Origin of the sequence: Actinoplanes sp. NBC_00393 (assembly GCF_036053395.1) — a bacterium.
In the GTDB taxonomy this organism is placed as follows: domain Bacteria; phylum Actinomycetota; class Actinomycetes; order Mycobacteriales; family Micromonosporaceae; genus Actinoplanes.
Genome location: NZ_CP107942.1, coordinates 310,887 through 330,334 on the forward strand (window position 1 = coordinate 310,887; position 19,448 = coordinate 330,334).

The following is a 19,448-nucleotide window of genomic DNA, read 5'->3' on the forward strand; positions in this document are numbered from 1 at the left end:
CCGGTGTGGATCTGCAGACCCGCGCCGACCGGCGCTTCCGTCTCGTCGCGGTACTGACGCTCGCGCTGACCGGCCTGGCCGGCGTGTTCGGCGCGCTGGCCGGCGCCGGCGACTGGACGTGGCGCTCGGGGGCGATCATCGCCGCCTTCGTGGTCGGGCTCCTCGCTCTGATGGGCCTGGCCATGGCGCTGTCGATGCGCTGGGCCCGGCGGCGCGCCGGCACCGGGGTGTCACCGCTGTGGGGCGCCGACCGCCGGACCCGGCAGCGGACCGTCAAGGTCATCAAGCGCCAGGAGGAGCCGGCCGGCGAGATCGGCCGGCTCGCGCTGGCCGAGGCCGACCGCATCCTCAAGATGGCCCCGCTGTCCGTCACGCTGATGACGATCGCCGGCGTCCTGGCGTGGCTCAGCTTCGGCCTGCAACTGGTCGGCGGCTCGCCGGTCAAAATCGCGATCAGCGCCCTCCCGGCCGTCCTGTTCACCGCCGTCGCCGTCGACCAGATGATCCTGCGCCGCCGCGCCGGCGCCTACCTGGCCCGCTACGGGAGCACACCGTGACCGGGGACCTGCAAACCCGCGCCTACCTGGCCCGCTGCGGGAGCACGCCATGACCGGCGACCTGCAAACCCGCGCTGACCGCCGCTTTCGCGTCGTCATGCTCGTCTTCGGCCTGCTCACCCTGGTCGCGCTGCTCGCCGGTGTCCTCGCCGCCGGCATCGGCCGCGAACCGAAGAACTGGCTCATCGTCCTCGCCGTCCTGCTCGGCGTGATCGGCATCTGTGGCCTCGGCATCACATTGATGGTCCGGGCGACCAGGCGCCGCGCCGGCAGCCTGGTCTCGCCGCTGTGGGGCGCCGACCGCGAGACCCGCGCCGAGGTCGCCCGGATCCTCAAGAACCAGGAGGAACCGGCCGGCGAGCCCGGCCGTCTCGCACTCAGCGAGGCCGAACGCACCCTGAAGATGACCCCGATCGCCCTGCCCCTGTTGGCCGCGGCCGCCGTCCTCCCGTTGATCGGCGGAATCCTGTACGTCGTCTGGGAGGACGAACTGTCGTTGCCCCGCGTCCTTCTCTACGGCTTCCAGGCGCTCTGCTTCGGCAGCCTCGCGGCCACGCAGTACACCGGGCGGCGCCGCGCCCGCGCTTACCTGTCGCGTTTCAAACCCGGGGAGTACGCGTGACGCGTCCCCGGTCCTGCGACCCGCGAGCCAGGTTTGTGGCCCGGGCCGTGACGCGGCCGCCGGGCTGAGCGGTGGCGGATCCCGGCCGGTCTCCTTACGGTGAGCTTTGACATCGACGTCAAACGATGGAGCCGCCGTGAGATCCACGTTCGCCGCCCTCGCCACCGCCACCGTCCTCGCCGTCGGCCTGACCGCCACCCCGGCCGCCGCCCAGCCCGCACCCACCACCCTGGACAGCCTGACCACCGCCACACCGGCCGGCCTGGTCCCTGCCCGTCCCAGCCCCGACGACGTGCGCCGCGCGCTGTCGAAGATCGCCCGCGCCAGTGACGGCCGGGTCCGCCTCGGCGTCATCGGCCGCAGCAACGAGAACCGCCCGCTGCGCCTGGCCAGCGTCGGCCACGGCCGGACCAGGCTGCTCTTCGTCACCCAGCAGCACGGCGACGAGCCGCTCGGCACCCCGGCCGCGATCCGCGCGCTGTGGGCCCTCGGTGTCCCCGACACCGCCTGGCACCGCTGGCTGCGCAACCGGGTCACCGTCGACATCGTGGTGCAGGCCAACCCGGACGGCGCCGTGCGCAACCAGCGCTACAACCACGACCCGAGCGCAAGCGGTGACTACTCCGCGCCGGGCGTCGGCTACGACATCAACCGGTTCCACAACCCGCTGACCCCGATCGCCGACAACCCGGTGCCGGAGTCCCGGGCCGTGCTGCGGCTGTGGCAGAAGACCCGCCCGCGGATCGTCGTCGACTACCACATGCAGGGCCGCTACCTGCAGCCCGACGGCGAGGAGACCACCGCCTCGGTGCTCTGGCCGACCAGCCCGCTGGTCACGGCCGCCGCGGTCACCGCCGGGCGGCAACTGGCCGTGCGCACCGACGAGGCCACCTCCCGGGTCCCCGGCGCGTACGTGACCCGTTACCCGGGCGGTGACTACGAGGGGATCGCGCGGAACGCGTACGGGATCCTGGGCAGCGCGTCGCTGCTGGTGGAGCTCTCCGACCTGCCCGAGGAGCAGACCGAGTTCCAGATCACCACGGCCTTCGTCTCGATGATCGCCACCGTGCAGGGCGCCGCCGACGGCTCGCTGTGGCGCATCGACCCGGCCCGGGCCGATCAGATTCCGGCCCGCGGTCCCGCGCTGCCGGGTGTGCTGTCGACCCTGAGCCGCGACGACGCCGCCTGACCGTCCGAGGGCAGTTCCCGGCGGCCGAACTCGATCGAGTCCAGGCCGCCGTGGAACTGGTCGGTGTCCACGTCGCTCTGGTCGGCGCGGATCCGTGCGGCTGTCACCAGTGCTGTTCCAGATACCACTGGCCCACCGTGAACCGGAAGTCCTCGTCACCCGCTCCAGCAGCACGAAGTTCGTGCCGTCGGACCAGCGGCAGGACGGCCGGCCGGGAAACCGCAGGACCGGCTTGCCGTCCGCCTCGGCTACCTGCGCGACCGTGCCGCCGCCCCCGGTGCGGAAGCGCGTTCGCACCCGCGCGGGATGAGCCGGTCGGTTGCGGTCGGCGGCCGCGGGCGATAGACAGTTGTGGTTCTTGAAGCCGGAGACTGTGGAGGGTGCGCCGTGACGGACTGGGTGCCGGCCGGGATCGACGTGAATCAGCCCAGCGCCGCGCGGGTGTACGACTACTTCCTCGGCGGCACGCACCACCTCCCGGTCGATCGGGAGCTGGCCGGGCACATCGCCGCGATGACGCCGAACATCGGTGAGACCATGCGATCCAACCGGGTCTTCCTGCGCCGGGCCGTGCGGTATCTGGCCGGGCAGGGCATCCGGCAGTTCCTCGACATCGGCTCGGGCATCCCGACCGCCGGCAACGTGCACGAGATCGTCCAGGAGGTGGCGCCGGACGCGAGTGTCGTCTACGTCGACATCGACCCGGTGGCCGTCGAGCACAGCCGGGCCATCCTGGCCGGCGTCGACCGGACCGGCGTGATCTGCGCCGACGCCCGCGACGTGGACCAGGTGCTCGGCGAGAGCGAGAAGCTCGGCCTGATCGACTTCGACGAGCCGGTCGCCGTGCTCTTCGCCGGCGTGCTGCACTTCATCCCCGACGCGGACGGGCCGGCCGGGCTGGTCGCCGCCCTGCGGGACGCCGTCACGACCGGCAGCTACCTGCTGATCTCGCACGCCACCGCGGACGGGCAGCCGCCCGAGGTGATCGAGGCGCAGAAACTGTCCGGGCGTACCGGCACCGAGATCGTGTTGCGCACCGGGCCGCAGATCACCGCGTACTTCGACGGGTTCGACCTGGTCGATCCGGGTCTGGTGTTCATACCGCAGTGGCGGCCCGGGCCCGGTGACGCGGTCGACGAGCACCCGGAGCGGGTCGGGGCGTACGCCGGTGTCGGCATCAAGCGCTGAGACAGAGGCGCGGATCTATGTGAATACGTGAGAGTATGCGTGGCATGTGGGCCCGGGTCGCGGTCATGCTCGCCGCCTTGACGGCGTCTCTGGCCGTGCCCGTCGCCGCCTCCGCCGCCCCGGCCGTCAGCTGGGCGCCGTGCATCGAGGAGCCCCTGGCCGGCTACCAGTGCTCCACGTACGAAGTGCCGCTGGACCACGACCTGCCGCGCGGCGCGACCACCACGATCGCTCTGGCCCGCCGCCCGGCCGGCGACCCGGCGCGCCGGATCGGCACCGTCTTCGTCAACCCCGGCGGTCCCGGCGGCGCCGGCCGCGGTCTGGTCACCTCGGCCGCGGCCCTGTTGGGGCCGGAGGTGCTGGCCCGCTTCGACGTGGTCGGCTTCGACCCGCGCGGCATCGGCGCCAGCGACCCGATCCAGTGTTTCGCCACCGACGCCGAGGCGGAGGCGCTGCTTGACCGGATGACCGGGGTGCCGGTGACGCCGGAGCAGATCGGCGAGACGCTGCGGGCCAACTATGAATACACCGAGGGGTGCAAGCGCACCGCCGGGCCGCTGCTCACTCACATGAGCACGCTGAACGTGGCGAAGGACCTGGACCTGCTGCGCCAGGCCGTCGGGGACGCGAAGCTCACCTTCGTCGGGAAGTCGTACGGCACGCTGATCGGCGCCACCTACGCCAACCTGTTCCCGGGCAGCGTGCGGGCGATCATCCTGGACGGCAGCGTCGACCCGGCGCAGCGCACCGGCGCCCGGCTGGCCAACAAGTTCGCCCGGGCCGGCGGCTTCGAGATCGCCCTGCGCGGGTTCCTCACCGAGTGCGACCGGGCCGGGCTGAACTGTGCCTTCGCCGGGAACGCCCGCGCCAAGTTCGAGCGGCTGCGCGATCGGCTCCGGCAGGGCCCGGTGACGTCGCCCAGCCTCGGCACGGTCACCCTCGACGATCTGGTCGGGTTCACCGGGCGGATGCTCTACGACGTGGCTGCGTTCGCCGAGGCGGCGCAGACCCTGCAGTTCGTCCACGACGAGATCTTCGGTGATCCGATGGTGCTGCAGGTGCCGGGGCCGAAGCCGTTGCCGCAGGCGCCGCCGGTGCGGGGGTGGCTGCCGGACGCGTACTCGTACACCTCGAACGACGCCTTCTTCGCAGTGAACTGCGCGGACGCTCCGCTGCCGCGGGAACCGGCGCGGTATCCCGGTTTCGCCGCCGCGTTCGAGGCGGTGTACCCGACGTTCGGCCGGGCGGAGGCGTTCAGCGAGGTGGGCTGCGCGAATTGGCCGCCGGTCGACGAGCGTTACGCCGGCCCGTGGAACAGGCGCACCGCCCAGCCGATTCTGGTGGTCAACCCGACCTTCGACCCGGCGACCCGGTACGAGTTCGCCGTGCAGATGACCCGCCGGCTCGGCAACGCGCGGCTGCTGACCCTGGACGGGTTCGGCCACACCAGCGATCACAGCGTCTGCGTCGATGCCTGGTACGCCCGATACCTGCTGCACGGTGAGGTCCCGCCGGTGGGCAGCCGCTGCGCGCAGGACCGCCCGCCGTTCCCGGCTGTCTGATCAAGCGCTCGGTCAACAGATCTTCTCAAGAACGTCAATGTGCTGTAACGTCTCCTGGGAGCGCTCCCACGGGCTCCTGATGACTCGAGCCGCTTCGTCGCCGATTCCCCGGTGCCGGGGCGGCTCGCCCCATTTCTACCGCATGGCGAGCCCCGCTACCGCCGCAGTCCGACCGCGACCAGCACCGACCGGGCCGCGGCCGCCGCTGGGCGCAGGATCTCGTCGCGGATCCACCGGGCAGCCGGAGTCACCGTGACGCTCCACAGCCAGCCGATGCCGCGGAACAGCGCGCCGAACGTGTACCGCCACAGCCACGCGACCGCGATGCCGAGCGGGCGCAGCAGGAACCGGTAGAGCTGCACGCCCAGCCACGAAGTGCCCTGCCAGCCGGCGCGCAGGAACCAGACGAGCGCGCGCCCGACCGGGGCCAGCACCCACCGGTAGACGAACCCGGCGACCGGCGCCACCACCCGCTCGATCACGAACGTGACTGCCAGCACCACGGCCACGAAGACCGGGCGGAGCACGTACTGCCAGATCGCGCGCAGCACCGGACGCAGCGCCTGCCGCCACAGCCAGGCGAGCGGGACACCGATCAGCACCCGCAGCGCGGCCGAGAGCCAGCGACCGAGAACGGTCAGGCCGGCCCCGATCAGCCGGGACAGCCAGAGCACCGGGATCGCCACGAGGTGCCGCCACAACCAGGCCAGGAACCGGCCGATCAGCTTCGCGCCCTCCCAGAGCAGCCGGAACGGGAGCACCACCACGACAGCGAGAGCGCGAACCGGCCAGAGGAGCCACTGCTGTTCCTGATCAACCTGCTTCTGCACGCGCTCAAGGTAGCCGATCCGGTAAACACGACCGCCCTCCGCACCCGGGTGCGGAGGGCGGTCGCAGCACAGGTCAGACGCGCTGTGTCTCGGTGGTCGAAGAGTGCAGTTCGGCGGTGGCCGAGCTCACGAAGCGGCCGGTGCTCGCGCTGCGGTGCACCTCGCGCTTCTGACCGCTCTTGCCGCCACCGACACGCTCGGTCGTCGTGGTCCGCGGTGAACGCTCAGCGGTGCTCTCCTTCACGAACCGTCCACTGCGGGCGCTGCGGTTGACGTCGTGCTCCTTGCGGGCCATCGGGACGAACCTCCTCCTGGACTATCTGTCTGCTCTTTTACCTGCCCGCCGAGCCGCCCGCGAAACACCGATCAGCGGGCGATGTAGACCCAGGCGGTGGCCCCGGAGGCGAGAGTGGCCTCGACCCGGTGGTAGTCGTCGACCTCGTACTCGTCGGCGAGTAGCAGGTCCTCGTCGGTGACCTCGAAGACGGCGCCGTCGACGCCGTCGGCCGGGCTGCCGGTGGCGTGCAGGATCGGATGGTGGGACTGGCGGCTCACCGCGAGCACGCGCGGATCGGTGATCTGCACGCGTTCGAGGCGGAAACCGAGGATCCGGTCCGGGTGGCCGGGCAGCTCACGGCCGAAATTGGCCATCTGTACGGCAGGGTCGCGCAGGGTCCCGTAGGAAAACAGCAACGGCATGACCGCACCTTAACGGCGATACGCTGCGAGCAATGGACATTGTGGAGCGCATCATCACCGAGCGTGGTGAGCTGGTGCTGCGCCGGCGGGACGGCCACTACGAGCTGATCAGCAACGGCGTCTTCCTGATGGACACCCGCTCCGGCGAGTCGGAGCGCGCCCTGGTCCGCGAGGCACTGGACCGCGCCGGGCCACGACCGCGGCTGCTCATCGGCGGTCTCGGCGTCGGCTTCTCGCTCGCCGAGGCGGCCCGCTCGGACGCCGCGGAGATCGTCGTCGTCGAGATCGAACCGGTGGTCGTCGGCTGGCACCGCGGCGTGCTGCGGCCGTACAGCGAGGGCGCGCTCGACGACCCCCGGGTACGCGTGATCACCGCCGATCTGACGACGTGGCTGCACACCACCACCGACCGGTACGACGCGGTCTGCCTGGACATCGACAACGGCCCCGACTGGACCGTCTTCGCCGCCAACTCCGGCCTGTATGAGCCCGCCGGCCTCGACCTGCTGCGCGCCCGGCTGAACCCCGGCGGCGTCCTCGCCGTCTGGAGCGCCGCCGACTCGCCCCGCTTCGCCGCCGAACTCGACCGCCGGATCGGCCCCACCCAAACTGTCCGCGTGCCGGTGCCACGGGGCGAACCGGACGTCGTCCACGTGGCATCATCGCGGCGGTGAAGACCGCCATGACGTATGCCGAGTTCGCCGCCCGCGAGGCCGCCGGCGAGTCACCGGCCTACGAAGCGCTCGCCGCCGCTGTTTCCCGCGACGACCGGCTGCTCGCTCTGCTGGACTCGCTGCCCCCGGCGAAACGGCAGCCCAACCTGCTGTTCGCGGTCGTCCAGTTCCTCGGCGGCCCGGTCACCGATCCGGCGGCCTTCCTGAACTTCGCCGCGGAACACTGGCCCGAGGTGGAGTCGCACATCCGCACCCGGGCGACCCAGACCAACGAGCCGGCCCGGTGCGCCCTGCTGTTGCCGGTGCTGGCCGCCCTGCCGCAGCCGCTCGCCCTGCTCGAGGTCGGCGCCAGCGCCGGGCTCAACCTCTTCCCCGACCGGTACTCCTACCGCTACGGCGACCACCTGCTCGGCGCCGGTGACGAGCCGGTGCTCGACTGCGCTCTGACCGGGGTGGCGCCGCCGTCACGCGTACCCGAAGTGGTGTGGCGTGCCGGTCTGGACCTGAACCCGCTGGACGTGACCGACCCGGCCGACGCTGCCTGGCTGCAGGCGCTGATCTGGCCCGAACAGGAGCATCGCCGGGCGCGGCTGCGTGCCGCGGCGCGCATCGCCGCGGCCGAGCGACCCCATCTGGTACGCGGTGACCTGGTCGACGACCTGCCCGCCCTGGCTGCCCAGGCGCCACCCGGTGTCACCCTGGTCATCTTCCACACGTCGGTGCTCTACCAGGTTCCCGAGCCGCGCCGGCAGGCCTTCGTCGATCTGGTCCGCGACCTGCCCGCGCACTGGGTGGCGGTGGAGAACCCGACCGTCATCAGCCACGGGAATCTGCCGCCCCCGCCCGACGCGACCCTGCACAACGTGCTCGCCCTCGACGGCAAGCCGCAGGCCTGGGCGCGGGCGCACGGTGACGGCCTGACCTGGTTCGCCTGAGAGGAGACACGATGTACGAGATCCGTCCCGTCGCCGTGGTCGAGTCACCGCTGGCCGATCCCGCGACCGCGCCGAAGCAGGGCGTGGAGGGCGGTCCGGAGGCCTGGCTGGCGTTCCATCCCACCGTCGCCGACGGCCTCCGCGACCTGCGGCCCGGCGACGACGTGTTCGTGCTGACCTGGTTGCACCTCGCCGACCGCTCGGTGCTCGCCGTCCATCCGCGCGACGACCCGCGCACCCCGCTGACCGGCGTCTTCAGCACCCGCTCCTCGGACCGGCCGAACCCGGTCGGCCTGCACCGCGTACGCGTGCTCGCCGTCGACGGTCTCCGGGTGCGGGTGGCCGACCTCGAGGCCGTCGACGGCACCCCGGTCATCGACGTCAAGCCGGTCCTGGACGCGACCCGCTAGAGGACTTCGGCGTCGGGGTCTCGCCGTCGGCCCGGAGTCGGCGGCCGTCCGCCGCTCGCCTCGATCGCGAGATGTGCCGGGTGGCCGGCCGGGTTGCGGTGCAGGCACGCACCAGGCTGTCCTTCCTTCCGGCCCAGCCGCGCCCGCCCCGGCTGGCAGAGCACCGTGCGTGCGGCGGCCGGCGTTCTGCGGCGGGAGACCTTCCGGTTGAAGGGCCACACCCACAGCGGGTGTGGTTACACCCGCTACGGGTGTGCCGGCGTTCGGGAACTCATCTGCCACCGGAGTCGCCCGGATCTGCCCGCCGGGTGGCGCCGAAGGGGTTCTCGGACGCTCATCCCGGAGGAGACGTGGCCCGCCTCTGTGCTGCCGGCCGGGCCGCCTCGATGAAGAACGCGCCTGCAAAACCGCACCGGCCTGATCGACGGAGATGGTGGGGCGGCCTCGCCGGCCCAGGGATCGGTCTGGAACCGGATGTCCGGGGTGAATCCGGCGGCCGCCGCGGCCCGGTCGAACTGGGCCCGCGCGGCGTGCCCGGCCAGGATGGTCACCCACGCCTCGCCGGCCAGCGGGCGGCAGCACGTTCAGCGCGGCGGCCTGGAACGCGCCGATGCGCGGCCGCAGCGACAGCTCGCCGAGCAGGGTGGCCAGCCCGGCCGCGGCCGCCCGGTCTCCTGGTCGATGGCCCGGCCGCCGGCGGATATTGACCATCGCTCAAGATAGATGCTTGAATCGATCTTCGTTTATCACCTATGTGGACGGAAGAGGTCGGTTTGAAGACTGCACGGGGGACTCGATACGTCGCCGCGGCCCTGGTTGCCGTTCTGGGCGTGGCCGCCGCGCCGGGCGCCGCACAGGCGAAGCCGGGTGACGGCTGGCGGATGATCGAGAGGAAGACCACCGGCCTGGTCCTGGGCATCAGCGGGAGCAGCGATGCCAACGGCGGCAAGGTCATCCAGTGGACGAAGGACATCGTGGGGCCGGACAAGCAGGCGGCCCCCAACCAGGACTGGCTGATCGTCGACCGGGGCAACGGCTACATCTCGTTGCGCAACGCCGGCACGCCCGACTGGAAGGCGATGGGGGTGAGCGGGGGCCGCACCGACAACGGGGCGCCGATCATCCAGTGGACCTACGACACCAGCAACCACGACCAGCAGTGGAAGCGCGTCTACCTGCCGAACGACACCGGGTTCTTCCAGCTCAAGAACCGCAAGAGCGGCAAGTGTCTGGCGATCCCCGGTGACAGCCCGAACAAGGGGGTGCAGGCCATCCAGTACACCTGCATCACCTACCAGCTCGACCAGCTCTGGCAGTGGGAAGACCGGTGAGACCGGCCGGTGATCGGTAGCTGACGGGGTCTCCGGCGGACGTGCCGGAGACCCCGTTGCGGTTAGGGTGGGCGCATGATCGAGGCCGAACTGATCACCGCGGAACACCGTCTGCAGGCCGCCCAGCGTGCCGGTGACGTCGCCGAGCTCGACCGGCTGCTCGACGACCGCCTGATCGCGATCGGGCCGGACGGGGCCCGCTACCGCAAGCAGGACGACCTGGACGCGTACCGGTCCGGCGCCTCGGTGGTCGGGGAACTGGTCGAGGAGAGCCTGGAGACGCTGGTCGTCGGCAGCACCGGCGTCACGTTCTTCACCGGCACCGTCTCCGGCACCTTCGGCGGCGCGCCGTTCTCCGCCCGGATGCGCTACACGCGCACCTGGGCGTACGAGAACGGCTGGCGCATCGTCGCCGCGCACATCGCCGTCCTCTAGCGGCGGACCTCCAGGACCACCCCCGCGTCGGCGCGGGTGTCGAAGTAGCAGAAGCCCGACCCGTCCGCCCGTAGCCCGCGGGCGATCACGCCGAGCCCCCGGCCGGCAGCTTCCTGCTGCGCGGCCGGCAGGTCCGGCACCTCGAAGCCCAGGTGGTAGACGCCCTCGCCGCGCTCGTCGAGGAAGCGCCGCTGCGGCGAGTCGAGGGTGCCCGGCTGGCAGAGCTGAAGCTGGACGTTCTCCAGGTCGGCGCACTTGTACCGCATCTGGGCCGAGGCTGCGGGGTCGGGCACCTCGAACTCGACGTACGGCGTGCCCTTGGGGTAGTCGAAGAACGGCCCGACGCCGAGTCCCTCGTAGTAGGCGACGGCCTTCTCCAGGTCGGCGACCACGACGCAGACGTGATGCAGGCGCTGAAACAACTTTTACCTCCCGATGACTTCTGTACGGCACACCAGACGGTATACATTGCGGTGCACCAACGCCAGGAGGTTCCATGTACTACTTCGGCTACTGCACCTACCTGCTCGAGGACGAGCTGCGGAAATACCTGCCCGAGGCCTCGCCGGTCACGAAGGCGGTGGCGCCCAACCATCAGGTCCAGTTCCGCGCGTCGGGGAAGCGCACCGACCGCGGCTGGTGCCACCTCGCCGACCGCGGCACCTATGGCAAGGCGGCGCAGGGCATCGTCTTCCAGGTGGACGACGCCCGGCTCAAGGACGAGTTCGACGACTTCGACATCGTCTTCCTCACCGTCCGGGGGGACGACGGTCAGGCGTACGACTGCTTCACGTACGTTCTCTCGCAACCCGGCATCCGGATGCGGCCGCCGCGCTTCTACTGGGAACGTGTCCCGAACGGTCTCGCGGAGCAGAACTTCCCGGCTGACTACCGGGCCGAGGTGCAGCGGACCTTCGACGAGGCCGCCGAGTGCCCGGACTTCGACCGCCCGATGCCGGCCGGCAAACCCGGCCGCTCCGCCGACAGCCGGTAACCGGCACCGCCGACTCGACCAGGGAGACGAGCATGTCAAGGAAGATACGTCTGCTCCCGGCCGTGCTGCTGGCGACGGCGCTCGCCGTCGCCGGCTGCGGCAAACCGGAGTCCGCCGCCGACGACCAGGCCGGCGGCCTCACCACGATCCAGGGCGGAACCCTGATGATCGGGTCCCAGCAGTCCTACATCCCCGGCGAGTTCCGCGAGGACGGCGCCGGTGAGCTCACCGGTTTCGGCGTGGAGATCGTCGCCGAGATCGCGAAACGGCTCGGCCTCACCCCGAAATGGGTCCAGTCCGACTACTCCGCGCTGATCACCGGGCTGCAGGCGCAGCAGTTCGACATGGGGTCGGGCGGGATGAGCGTCAACCCGGAACGGCTGCAGCAGGTCGACATGATCGGCTACTACCAGTCCGGGGCGACGTTCCTGGTCCGGGCGGCCGACGAGGGTAAGTACACCACCGGCGAGTCGATGTGCGGCCACAAGCTCGGCATGCTCGAGGGCTCCACCACGCTGGAGAAGGCGGTGGCCACCCTCAACGAGAAGTGTGGCGGCAAGCCGATCCAGATCGAGTTCTACACCTCGACGCCGCTCGGTCTGCAGGGGCTGCTGTCCGAGCGGATCACCGCGTACGCGCCGGACCTCGCCCAGGCGCAGTACATCGTCAAGGAGAACCCCGGGCAGTTCGCCACGACGGACTATCACCTGGTGGATTACCTGATCAACTTCACTTTCGGGAAGAACGGCAACGCCGCGCTGCGCGACGCGGTCTTCAAGGCCCTCGGCGACATGATGGCCGACGGCACGTACACCAGGATCCTGGAGGGCTGGAACCTCAAGACCGGCGGCCTCACCCAGCCGGCCTACAACGGCGAACTCACCGGCAAGCCCTGAGACGGCGCGGGCGGCGATGCCGCCGCCCGCACCCTTTTCCATAGAGAGCGCATGTGAGCGACAAGGTCTTCTATCCGGTACGCCGTCCGCGGCAATGGGGCCAGATCGTCCAGGCCGCCGTGGTCGTCGCCCTCATCCCCACCGTCGTCTACCCGTTCCTCTCCTCCGGCGTCTTCGACATCGCCACCGTCGGTGAGTACCTGTTCGGGCCGACCATCCTCAAAGCCGTCTGGGGCACCCTCTCCCTCGCGACCCTCAGCACGGCGCTCGCCCTGGTGCTCGGCACCGGCGTCGCGCTGCTGCGGATCAGCGCCAACCCGGTGCTGCGAGCCGGCGCGTCCCTCTACGTCTTCGTCTTCCGCGGCACGCCCATGCTGGTGCAGTTGCTGATCTGGTTCTACGCGGTGCCGCGGGTGGTCGGGCACGTCGGCCTCTACGTTCCGGGCACCGACATCGTGCTCGTCCCGTACCAGCCGGCCAGCAACTTCTTCACCCCGTTCGTGGCCGGGCTGTTCGCGCTGACCCTGGCCGAGGCCGGTTACATGGCCGAGGTGGTGCGCAGCGGCATCCAGGGCGTCGACGCCGGGCAACGGGACGCGGCACGGGCCCTCGGTGTGCCGGCCGGGAAGATCATGCGGCAGATCGTGCTGGCCCAGGCGTTCCGGATCGTGCTGCCGGCCCTCGCGAACCAGTACATCCTCATGATCAAGAACACCTCGCTGGCGTACGCCATCGGCTACTCCGAGATCCTGCTGTCGGTCAGCCGGGTCTACTACACCAACTTCAAGTACCTGGAGCTGCTGCTGGTCGCGGCCTTCTGGTACCTGCTGCTGACCGCCGTGATCACGATCGGCCAGCACTTCGTCGAGCGAAAGTTCCCCCCGCGATGACTCTCTCCGCCCGTCACGTGTTCAAGAGTTACGGCGACCTGCAGGTGCTGAAGGACGTCTCGGTCGAGGTCGCCGACTGCGAGATCGTCGCCCTGATCGGGCCGTCCGGCGCCGGCAAGAGCACCTTTCTGCGCTGCGTCAACAACCTGGAGACCATCGACTCCGGGCACATCTCGGTCGACGGCGAGCTGGTCGGCTACCGCGAGGCCGACGGCTGCCTGGAGCCGCTGAGCGACAAGGAGGCCAGCCGCCGGCGCGCCCGGATCGGCATGGTCTTCCAGCACTTCCACCTGTTCCGGCACATGACCGCGGCGCAGAACGTCGCCTACGGGCCACGCGAGGTGCTGGGCCTGCCGAAACGCGCTGCCCGGGAGAAGGCCCGGGAGCTGCTGGACCGGATGGGGCTCACCGGCCGCGAACACCACTACCCGCGCGAGCTCTCCGGCGGCCAGCAGCAGCGGGTCGCCATCGCCCGAGCGCTGGCGATGGACCCCAGCATGATCCTGCTGGACGAGCCGACCAGCGCCCTCGACCCGGAACTGCGCGTCGAGGTGGCCGGCGTCATCCGGGACCTGGCCCGGTCGCAGTGCACGATGCTGATCGCCACCCATGACATCCCGCTCGTCGAGGACATCGCCGACCGGGTCGTGTTCATGGTGGACGGCCGGATCGTCGAGGAGGGGCCGGCGGACAAGCTGCTGCGCGACCCGTCGCACGAGCGGACCCGTGCGTTCCTGGCCCGGATGACGGGGTGACCGACCGGCTGCTCTTCGCGCTGCTGACCACCGGCTGGGGAGCGAGCTTCTTCTTCACCGCGATCGCGCTGCGCTCGTTCACCCCGGTCGGGGTCGTCGTCCTGCGGATGGCGCTGGCCGCGGCTGTGCTGACCGGTGTGGTGCTGATCCGCCGTCCACCGCTTCCGGCACAGCGGGCGGCGGGGCATCTCGTGGTGCTCGGCGGGTTCAACATCGCCCTGCCGTTCCTGCTGCTCACCGCGGCGCAGCAGCACGTGACGTCGTCGCTGACCGTGGTGCTGTCGGCCACCACCCCGGTCTTCGTGTTCCTCTTCGCCGGCCTGCTGCGGGCCGAACCGTTCAGCGGCCGGCGGCTGCTCGGCGTCGCCCTGTCCTTCGCCGGCGTCACCGTGCTCTCCGGCTGGCACGGCGGCGGCGCCGGATCGTGGGGGTGGCCGCTGGTCGTGGTGCTGAGCTCCGCCCTGTACGCGGCCGGCAACGTCTACACCCGCCGTCACCTGGCCGGCCTGAACCCGCTCGTCATCGCCTGGGGCCAGATCACCGCGAGCCTGCTCTACCTGCTGCCGGCGGCGGCCCTGGCCGGGGGAGTGTGGCCCGCGCACAGTCCCGGCCTGCTCCCGCTGCTCGCCGTCCTGGAGCTGGGGGTGTTCGCGTCAGCCTTCTGCTACCTGCTGTTCTTCCGGTTCATCCTGCGGTGGGGGTCGAGTGCCACGTCGTTCAACACCTACCTGCAGCCGATCGTCGGGATCGCCCTGGGCGTGCTCGTCCTGGGCGAATCGGTGAACAGCCGTCAGTGGGTGGCCCTGGCGCTGATCCTGGGCGGGCTGGCCGTCTTCGCCTCCGAGGCCGTACGCGGGATCGGCCGCGGCAGACTGCATGAGCCCGGCGCCCGCCGGGCGGCCCGGACCGGCAGATGATCGCGCGGTGCGGCGGGAACTTCTCGAAAACCCGTACCAGAAAAGGGTTAAGCCGGAAGTCTGGCGCCGAGCCGAAGCGTCCGCGGGGTCTGTTCCTTGATCGCCCAGACCTTGGCGGGGATCGCCGTGCCGGCGGCGGTCGTGTGGGCCTCGACCGCGAGGCTGCCGCCGATGATCTCGGCGGTGACCCGGCTGCCGTCGGAGAACTCGAGGGTGAGCGCGCTGCCGGGCCCCGGGAGATGGATGATCGCGCCGGGGAAGAGGTGGGTGTGGTCGACCCGGGCGATCACTTGATGCCCAGGGCGGCCCGGATGATGCGGGCGGTGTTCTCCACGTGCTGACGGGCCACCCGGGCGGCGGTCTCGCCGTCGCCGTCGCGCAGCGCGGTGACCAGCTGGCGATGCTGGGTGTTGACGATCTCGTCGTCGGCGGGGGTGAAGACGACCGGCTGGTTGAGGTTCCAGTAGTTGATCTTCGTGCGCCGATGCAGCTGGGCCACCACGGTGTTGGTGCTGGCCTCGGTGATGATGTCGTGGAAGACGTTGTTGAGCTCGTTGAGCTTGAGCCGGGAGATCGAGTCGTCCTCCATCGTCTCGATCAGCTCCTCCATCCGCGCCAGCTGCGGCGCGGTGATCCGCTGCGCGGCGAGGTACGCAGCGTGCGCCTCGACGCCGGAACGCGCCTCGATCATCTCCAGGATCTCGGTGGGGGTGTGATCGCGGACCACCCAGCCCTTACGCTGAACCACCAGGCCCTCCTGCACGAGGCGGAACAGCGCCTCGCGCACCGGGGTGCGGCTGACCTCGAGCCAGTCGGCGATCTCCTTCTCGACCAGGCGGTGGTTGGGCCGCAGCTCGGCGGAGAGGATGGCGTCGCGGAGCCGCTCGTGCACCACGTCGGCGCGGTCGACGGTGCGGGACGGGGGCGGCGGTGTGCTCATGGGGCAATGGTATACATCCCGGTACACTGAGTGGGGTGACACCCGGCCATTGATCGTCCTCGGGTCGCGCCCACAACGTGCCGATCACGGTAGATCCGGAACGGCCCACCGAACTGGTCACCGACTTGGGCGTCACGGAGGATTCCACCCGCTTCCTCGATGCGTGGATCATGCTGTTCCGGGGCGGTGGTGCCTTCTTCGCCCGGGTCTTCTACCGGCAGGCCCAGCCGGCTCGGCGATGCCGTTGAAATGTTTCACCCGGATGGGATCCCTTGTGGGCAACCACTGCGGCATGAATGCTTTATGCTCCCCTATGACGTTTCAAGGGTTTCGAGGAGAGAAGAGGCCCGGTGAGCCAACCGCCCCGCAACGGTCGCGCCCCGTCGGTCAAGGACGTCGCCGCGGCGGCGGGCGTCTCCCTGGGCACGGTCTCCAACGTGCTCAACCGTCCCGCGGTGGTCAGCACCGCCACTCGTGAGCGGGTCGAGCGTGCGATGGCCGAGCTCGGCTTCATCCGCAACGAGTCGGCCCGGCAGCTGCGGGCCGGCACGAGCCGCGCCCTGGCCTACGTGATGCTCGACGGCGGCAACCCGTTCTTCCACGACGTCGCCGAGGGCATCGAGACCGCGGCCGAGGACGCCGACCTCTCCCTGTTCGTCTGCAACAGCAACAGCCGGGCCGAGCGCGAGGCCAAACACCTCGACCGGCTCGTCCAGCAGCGGGTCCAGGGCATTCTGATCACCCCGGTCGACCCGGACGCGCCGCATCTGGAGGAGGTCGCCCGGCGCGGCATCCCGTTCGTCATGGTCGACCGGCTCAGCGCCGCCGGCGACCACTGCTCGGTCTCGGTCGACGACGTGCTCGGCGGCCGCATTGCGGTGGAGCACCTGCTCGACCGGGGGCACCAGCGGGTCGCGTTCGTCGGTGGCCCGGCCAGCATCGGCCAGGTCCGCGAGCGGCTGCAGGGCGCCCGGGCGGTCTGGAACGAGTTCGGCATGGCCGAGGAGGACTTCGTCCACCTGCCCACCGAGGCGATGACCGTCAGCGAGGGGCGCTCCGCCGGTGAACGTCTCGCCGGCCTGCCGAGCCGCCGCCGGCCCACGGCCGCCTTCTGCGCCAACGACCTGCTCGCGCTCGGCCTGCTCCAGCACGCGGTCACCGCCGGGTTGCGGGTTCCCGACGACCTGGCGATCGTCGGGTTCGACGACATCGACTTCGCCGCGGCCGCCGCCGTCCCGCTCACCTCGGTGCGCCAGCCGCGGCAGGAGCTGGGCCGCACCGCCGCGCGCCTGGTCCTGGACGAGGCGACCAACCCCGATCACGTGCACGAGCAGGCGACGTTCGTGCCGGCGCTGGTGGCTCGCGCCTCCACGGGTACTGTGCGGCGGTGAGACTGCACGTCGGCTGCGCCATGTGGAGCCTGAAGTCCTGGCAGGGACGGTTCCTGCCGCATCCGGCCACCCCGCCGGAGCGGTTGCGGGCCTACGCCGGGTGGTGCAACGCGGTCGAGGGCAACACCACGTTCTACGCCACCCCCACCCGGGAGACGGTGGCCGGCTGGGCTGCGCAGACCGGTGAGGACTTCCGGTTTGTCCTGAAGATCCCCAAGGTGGTCACGCACGAGCACCGGCTCACCGGCGCCGAGGAGCCGCTGCGCGCCTTCCTCGACGCGATCGCTCCGCTCGGGCCGCGCACGCATGCGCTCTGGGTTCAGCTGCCGGGGTCCTTCGGACCCGGCGATCTGCCGGTCCTGTCCCGCTTCCTACGGGGTCTGCCCGCCGAGCATCGGTACGCGGTGGAGGTACGCCATCCCGCCTTCTTCGACGACCCGCGCGGTCTGGAGGAGGTGCTCGGTCCGGTCGGGGCGGAGTGGATCCCGTTCGACACGACGTCGTTCTTCACCACCCCGCCGGCCAGCGACGCCGAGCGGGACGCGTGGACGAAGAAGCCGCGGATGCCGCTGCGCATGCGGGCGCTGACCGACCGCCCGATCGTGCGCTACCTGGGCCGGGACTCGCCGGAGCGGACCGTCGAGGGCTGGCAGCGGTGGGTGGAGACCGTGGCGGGCTGGCTGCGGGAGGGCCGCTCACCGACGGTTTTCGTGCACACGCCCGACAACGCGGACGCGCCGGAGCTGTGCCGCCGCTTCCACGACGAGGTCCGGGCCCGGGTGCCGCAACTCGATCCACTGCCGGCCCCGGAGCCGATCGGGCCGCTCACCCTGTTCTGATCGCCGCGCGCTGCGGTAGGTTCCCCGGCCATGACACAGGTACGGGACACGGTCGGCGGCCGGGTGGCGCTCTGGACTCAGGGCGTGCTGCTGGTGGCGTACCTGATCGGTGGTTTCGGGGTGTTGGTCCTCGCGGTCGTGCAGACCGGTGACGCCGGCGCGCTGCTCGACCCGGGCCTGGATCGGCTCGGCGACCCGAAGGACTCCATGCCGGGGGGTGTCGGCAACCCGCTGACCTGGATCGTCGGCATCTGCCGGCTGGTGGCGATGCTGGTCTACCCGGTCGCATTCGCGGCGCTGATGCTCGGGGTGGCGGGCATCGCCGGCGCTCGGAGGGTCGCCGACCGCAAGGCGCTGCGCTGGGGATTCGCGCTGACCGCCGTCTGGGTGCTGTTGCTCGTCCTCGCGCTCACGCCTTACGGGCGCCAGATGAACACCTGGCTGCTGGACTGAGCACCGCGGGCGGGACGTGGTGTCCCGCCCGCAGCAGGTAGGTCAGGAGTGCGGGCAGGTGTTGCGGTACTCCTGGATCGCGGACCCCGACGGCGCCGGGCAGAGGAACTGGTCGTAGCGGGTGTCGTTGTCGATGAAGCGCTTGAGCCAGGACAGGCTGTACTTCGCCACGGTGACGTTGCCGCCGGACGTGGGCGCGGAGTGGCTGGCGTTGTTGAGCTCCAGGTACGCCTTGTCCGGCGCCGCCGACAGGCTGGTGTAGAACGGCTCGGAGTGTGAGGACACCGGCGCGACCGTGTCGTTCTCCGCGCCGATGATCATTGTCGGGACGCGTACGGTCGTCCAGCTCTTGGTGCCGTGCCACGGGGTCAGCGGAACCGCCGCCTGCAACGCCGGGCGGGTGCGGGCCGCGGCGAGGCTGCCGCCGCCGCCCATCGAGTGACCCATGACGCCGAGCCGGGTGGCGTCGATGCGGGTGCGCACCGTGCTGCGCTGGGTCAGGTAGTCGAGCGCCGCGAGCAGCTGGCTGCCGCGGCTGTCCGGCTGGTCGAGCGTGCTCAGCGTGTCGATGGTGATCACCACGAAGCCCTGTGAGGCGAGCCGCGGGCCGAGCCAGGCGATGCTGGACTGGGAGGCGGTGAAGCCGGGCGAGACGGCCACCGCGCCGAAGGTGCCGGCCGTGGTGCTGGTGGGGTAGTACACCGTGCCGCCGCCGAACCCGGTGACGCTGGACCGGGACACGGTGACCTGGGCGATCGCGAACGATCCGCGGCTGGCTTCGATGCTGGCGTTGGTGGGTGCCGGGCCACGCTCGTACGGGTTGGCGGCCTGGGCCGGCGCGGCGGGCGCGACCAGCAGCGCGGCGCTGACGGCGGCGGCGCAGAGAGCGGTCCGGAAAGCGGAGAAGGGCATCTGGAACTCCCAGGGGTAGGCGGGAGAAT

26 protein-coding genes are annotated in these 19,448 nt (G+C 71.0%); 19 read left to right on the forward strand and 7 right to left on the reverse strand.

The window, feature by feature from the left end; genetic code table 11:
• Positions 1 to 5: 5 nt before the first annotated feature.
• From OHA21_RS01340 to OHA21_RS01360, 5 genes are all read left to right on the forward strand, one after another.
• Positions 6 to 557 (forward strand): hypothetical protein, encoded by a 552-nt coding sequence (locus OHA21_RS01340; protein ID WP_328469257.1) that lies wholly within the window; start codon positions 6 to 8, stop codon positions 555 to 557.
• Positions 558 to 606: 49 nt separating this feature from the next.
• A complete protein-coding gene (locus OHA21_RS01345) occupies positions 607 to 1,179 on the forward strand; it encodes a hypothetical protein (RefSeq protein ID WP_328469259.1) in 573 nt (190 codons plus the stop codon).
• A gap of 136 nt (positions 1,180 to 1,315) precedes the next feature.
• Complete coding sequence (locus OHA21_RS01350; RefSeq protein ID WP_328469261.1) at positions 1,316 to 2,368, forward strand: M14 family zinc carboxypeptidase; 1,053 nt, start codon at positions 1,316 to 1,318, stop codon at positions 2,366 to 2,368.
• Between the two features lie 387 nt (positions 2,369 to 2,755).
• Positions 2,756 to 3,556: an SAM-dependent methyltransferase gene (locus tag OHA21_RS01355; protein ID WP_328469263.1), complete on the forward strand. Its 801-nt coding sequence runs from the start codon at positions 2,756 to 2,758 to the stop codon at positions 3,554 to 3,556.
• A 35-nt stretch (positions 3,557 to 3,591) separates the two neighbouring features.
• The gene (locus OHA21_RS01360; protein ID WP_328469265.1) at positions 3,592 to 5,118 is read left to right on the forward strand and encodes an alpha/beta hydrolase; all 1,527 of its coding nucleotides are present in this window, start codon (positions 3,592 to 3,594) and stop codon (positions 5,116 to 5,118) included.
• 155 nt (positions 5,119 to 5,273) lie between these two features.
• Here the strand turns inward: OHA21_RS01360 and OHA21_RS01365 are convergent, their stop codons facing one another.
• The 3 genes from OHA21_RS01365 to OHA21_RS01375 all read right to left on the reverse strand — a co-directional run bounded on the left by OHA21_RS01365 (position 5,274) and on the right by OHA21_RS01375 (position 6,647).
• On the reverse strand, positions 5,274 to 5,948 hold the full coding sequence (locus tag OHA21_RS01365; protein ID WP_328469267.1) for a hypothetical protein: 675 nt from the start codon (positions 5,946 to 5,948) through the stop codon (positions 5,274 to 5,276).
• 73 nt (positions 5,949 to 6,021) lie between these two features.
• Positions 6,022 to 6,243: a hypothetical protein gene (locus OHA21_RS01370; protein ID WP_328469269.1), complete on the reverse strand. Its 222-nt coding sequence runs from the start codon at positions 6,241 to 6,243 to the stop codon at positions 6,022 to 6,024.
• A 71-nt stretch (positions 6,244 to 6,314) separates the two neighbouring features.
• Positions 6,315 to 6,647, reverse strand: coding sequence for a gamma-glutamylcyclotransferase family protein (locus OHA21_RS01375; protein WP_328469271.1), 333 nt, complete (start codon positions 6,645 to 6,647; stop codon positions 6,315 to 6,317).
• A 32-nt stretch (positions 6,648 to 6,679) separates the two neighbouring features.
• Here OHA21_RS01375 and OHA21_RS01380 point away from each other — a divergent pair, with 32 nt between their 5' ends.
• The 5 genes from OHA21_RS01380 to OHA21_RS01400 all read left to right on the forward strand — a co-directional run bounded on the left by OHA21_RS01380 (position 6,680) and on the right by OHA21_RS01400 (position 10,432).
• Positions 6,680 to 7,321: a spermidine synthase gene (locus OHA21_RS01380; RefSeq protein ID WP_328469273.1), complete on the forward strand. Its 642-nt coding sequence runs from the start codon at positions 6,680 to 6,682 to the stop codon at positions 7,319 to 7,321.
• On the forward strand, positions 7,318 to 8,256 hold the full coding sequence (locus tag OHA21_RS01385) for a DUF2332 domain-containing protein (RefSeq protein ID WP_442875055.1): 939 nt from the start codon (positions 7,318 to 7,320) through the stop codon (positions 8,254 to 8,256). The genes OHA21_RS01380 and OHA21_RS01385 overlap by 4 nt, the downstream gene beginning before the upstream one ends.
• Positions 8,257 to 8,267: 11 nt before the next feature.
• Positions 8,268 to 8,666 (forward strand): tRNA (N6-threonylcarbamoyladenosine(37)-N6)-methyltransferase TrmO, encoded by a 399-nt coding sequence (tsaA, locus tag OHA21_RS01390; protein WP_328469275.1) that lies wholly within the window; start codon positions 8,268 to 8,270, stop codon positions 8,664 to 8,666.
• 773 nt (positions 8,667 to 9,439) lie between these two features.
• Positions 9,440 to 9,997 carry an RICIN domain-containing protein gene (locus OHA21_RS01395; protein WP_328469277.1) on the forward strand — a complete coding sequence of 186 codons (558 nt, stop codon included), beginning with the start codon at positions 9,440 to 9,442 and terminating at the stop codon, positions 9,995 to 9,997.
• A gap of 75 nt (positions 9,998 to 10,072) precedes the next feature.
• Positions 10,073 to 10,432: a nuclear transport factor 2 family protein gene (locus tag OHA21_RS01400; RefSeq protein WP_328469278.1), complete on the forward strand. Its 360-nt coding sequence runs from the start codon at positions 10,073 to 10,075 to the stop codon at positions 10,430 to 10,432.
• Here the strand turns inward: OHA21_RS01400 and OHA21_RS01405 are convergent.
• The gene (locus OHA21_RS01405) at positions 10,429 to 10,854 is read right to left on the reverse strand and encodes a VOC family protein (RefSeq protein WP_328469280.1); all 426 of its coding nucleotides are present in this window, start codon (positions 10,852 to 10,854) and stop codon (positions 10,429 to 10,431) included. The genes OHA21_RS01400 and OHA21_RS01405 overlap by 4 nt on opposite strands.
• 74 nt (positions 10,855 to 10,928) lie before the next feature.
• Between OHA21_RS01405 and OHA21_RS01410 the strand changes: the two genes are divergently transcribed.
• Genes OHA21_RS01410 through OHA21_RS01430 form a run of 5 tightly spaced genes read left to right on the forward strand, consistent with a single transcriptional unit; the run spans position 10,929 to position 14,884 of the window.
• Entirely contained in the window at positions 10,929 to 11,426 is a 498-nt protein-coding gene (locus OHA21_RS01410) for a hypothetical protein (RefSeq protein WP_328469282.1), read from the forward strand.
• Between the two features lie 32 nt (positions 11,427 to 11,458).
• Entirely contained in the window at positions 11,459 to 12,322 is an 864-nt protein-coding gene (locus tag OHA21_RS01415) for an ABC transporter substrate-binding protein (protein WP_328469283.1), read from the forward strand.
• Between the two features lie 53 nt (positions 12,323 to 12,375).
• Entirely contained in the window at positions 12,376 to 13,212 is an 837-nt protein-coding gene (locus tag OHA21_RS01420) for an amino acid ABC transporter permease (RefSeq protein ID WP_328469285.1), read from the forward strand.
• Positions 13,209 to 13,967 carry an amino acid ABC transporter ATP-binding protein gene (locus OHA21_RS01425; RefSeq protein WP_328469287.1) on the forward strand — a complete coding sequence of 253 codons (759 nt, stop codon included), beginning with the start codon at positions 13,209 to 13,211 and terminating at the stop codon, positions 13,965 to 13,967. The genes OHA21_RS01420 and OHA21_RS01425 overlap by 4 nt, the downstream gene beginning before the upstream one ends.
• Positions 13,964 to 14,884, forward strand: a complete 921-nt coding sequence (locus OHA21_RS01430) for a DMT family transporter (RefSeq protein ID WP_328469289.1) — start codon at positions 13,964 to 13,966, stop codon at positions 14,882 to 14,884. Before OHA21_RS01425 ends, OHA21_RS01430 begins: the two co-directional genes overlap by 4 nt.
• A 47-nt stretch (positions 14,885 to 14,931) precedes the next feature.
• On the opposite strand, the gene OHA21_RS01435 is transcribed toward OHA21_RS01430, so the two are convergent.
• Both OHA21_RS01435 and OHA21_RS01440 read right to left on the reverse strand, forming a co-directional pair.
• Positions 14,932 to 15,174, reverse strand: a complete 243-nt coding sequence (locus OHA21_RS01435; RefSeq protein WP_328469291.1) for a hypothetical protein — start codon at positions 15,172 to 15,174, stop codon at positions 14,932 to 14,934.
• Positions 15,171 to 15,824 carry a GntR family transcriptional regulator gene (locus tag OHA21_RS01440; RefSeq protein ID WP_328469293.1) on the reverse strand — a complete coding sequence of 218 codons (654 nt, stop codon included), beginning with the start codon at positions 15,822 to 15,824 and terminating at the stop codon, positions 15,171 to 15,173. The genes OHA21_RS01435 and OHA21_RS01440 overlap by 4 nt, the downstream gene beginning before the upstream one ends.
• A 77-nt stretch (positions 15,825 to 15,901) precedes the next feature.
• On the opposite strand from OHA21_RS01440, the gene OHA21_RS01445 reads away from it, so the two are divergent.
• The 4 genes from OHA21_RS01445 to OHA21_RS01460 all read left to right on the forward strand — a co-directional run bounded on the left by OHA21_RS01445 (position 15,902) and on the right by OHA21_RS01460 (position 18,507).
• Entirely contained in the window at positions 15,902 to 16,072 is a 171-nt protein-coding gene (locus OHA21_RS01445; RefSeq protein ID WP_328469295.1) for a hypothetical protein, read from the forward strand.
• Between the two features lie 102 nt (positions 16,073 to 16,174).
• The gene (locus OHA21_RS01450) at positions 16,175 to 17,215 is read left to right on the forward strand and encodes a LacI family DNA-binding transcriptional regulator (protein ID WP_328469297.1); all 1,041 of its coding nucleotides are present in this window, start codon (positions 16,175 to 16,177) and stop codon (positions 17,213 to 17,215) included.
• Between the two features lie 20 nt (positions 17,216 to 17,235).
• Complete coding sequence (locus OHA21_RS01455) at positions 17,236 to 18,054, forward strand: DUF72 domain-containing protein (RefSeq protein ID WP_328478247.1); 819 nt, start codon at positions 17,236 to 17,238, stop codon at positions 18,052 to 18,054.
• Positions 18,055 to 18,084: 30 nt separating this feature from the next.
• Complete coding sequence (locus tag OHA21_RS01460; protein WP_328469299.1) at positions 18,085 to 18,507, forward strand: hypothetical protein; 423 nt, start codon at positions 18,085 to 18,087, stop codon at positions 18,505 to 18,507.
• A 42-nt stretch (positions 18,508 to 18,549) separates the two neighbouring features.
• Here the strand turns inward: OHA21_RS01460 and OHA21_RS01465 are convergent, their stop codons facing one another.
• Complete coding sequence (locus OHA21_RS01465; RefSeq protein WP_328469301.1) at positions 18,550 to 19,419, reverse strand: poly(ethylene terephthalate) hydrolase family protein; 870 nt, start codon at positions 19,417 to 19,419, stop codon at positions 18,550 to 18,552.
• Positions 19,420 to 19,448 lie beyond the last annotated feature (29 nt).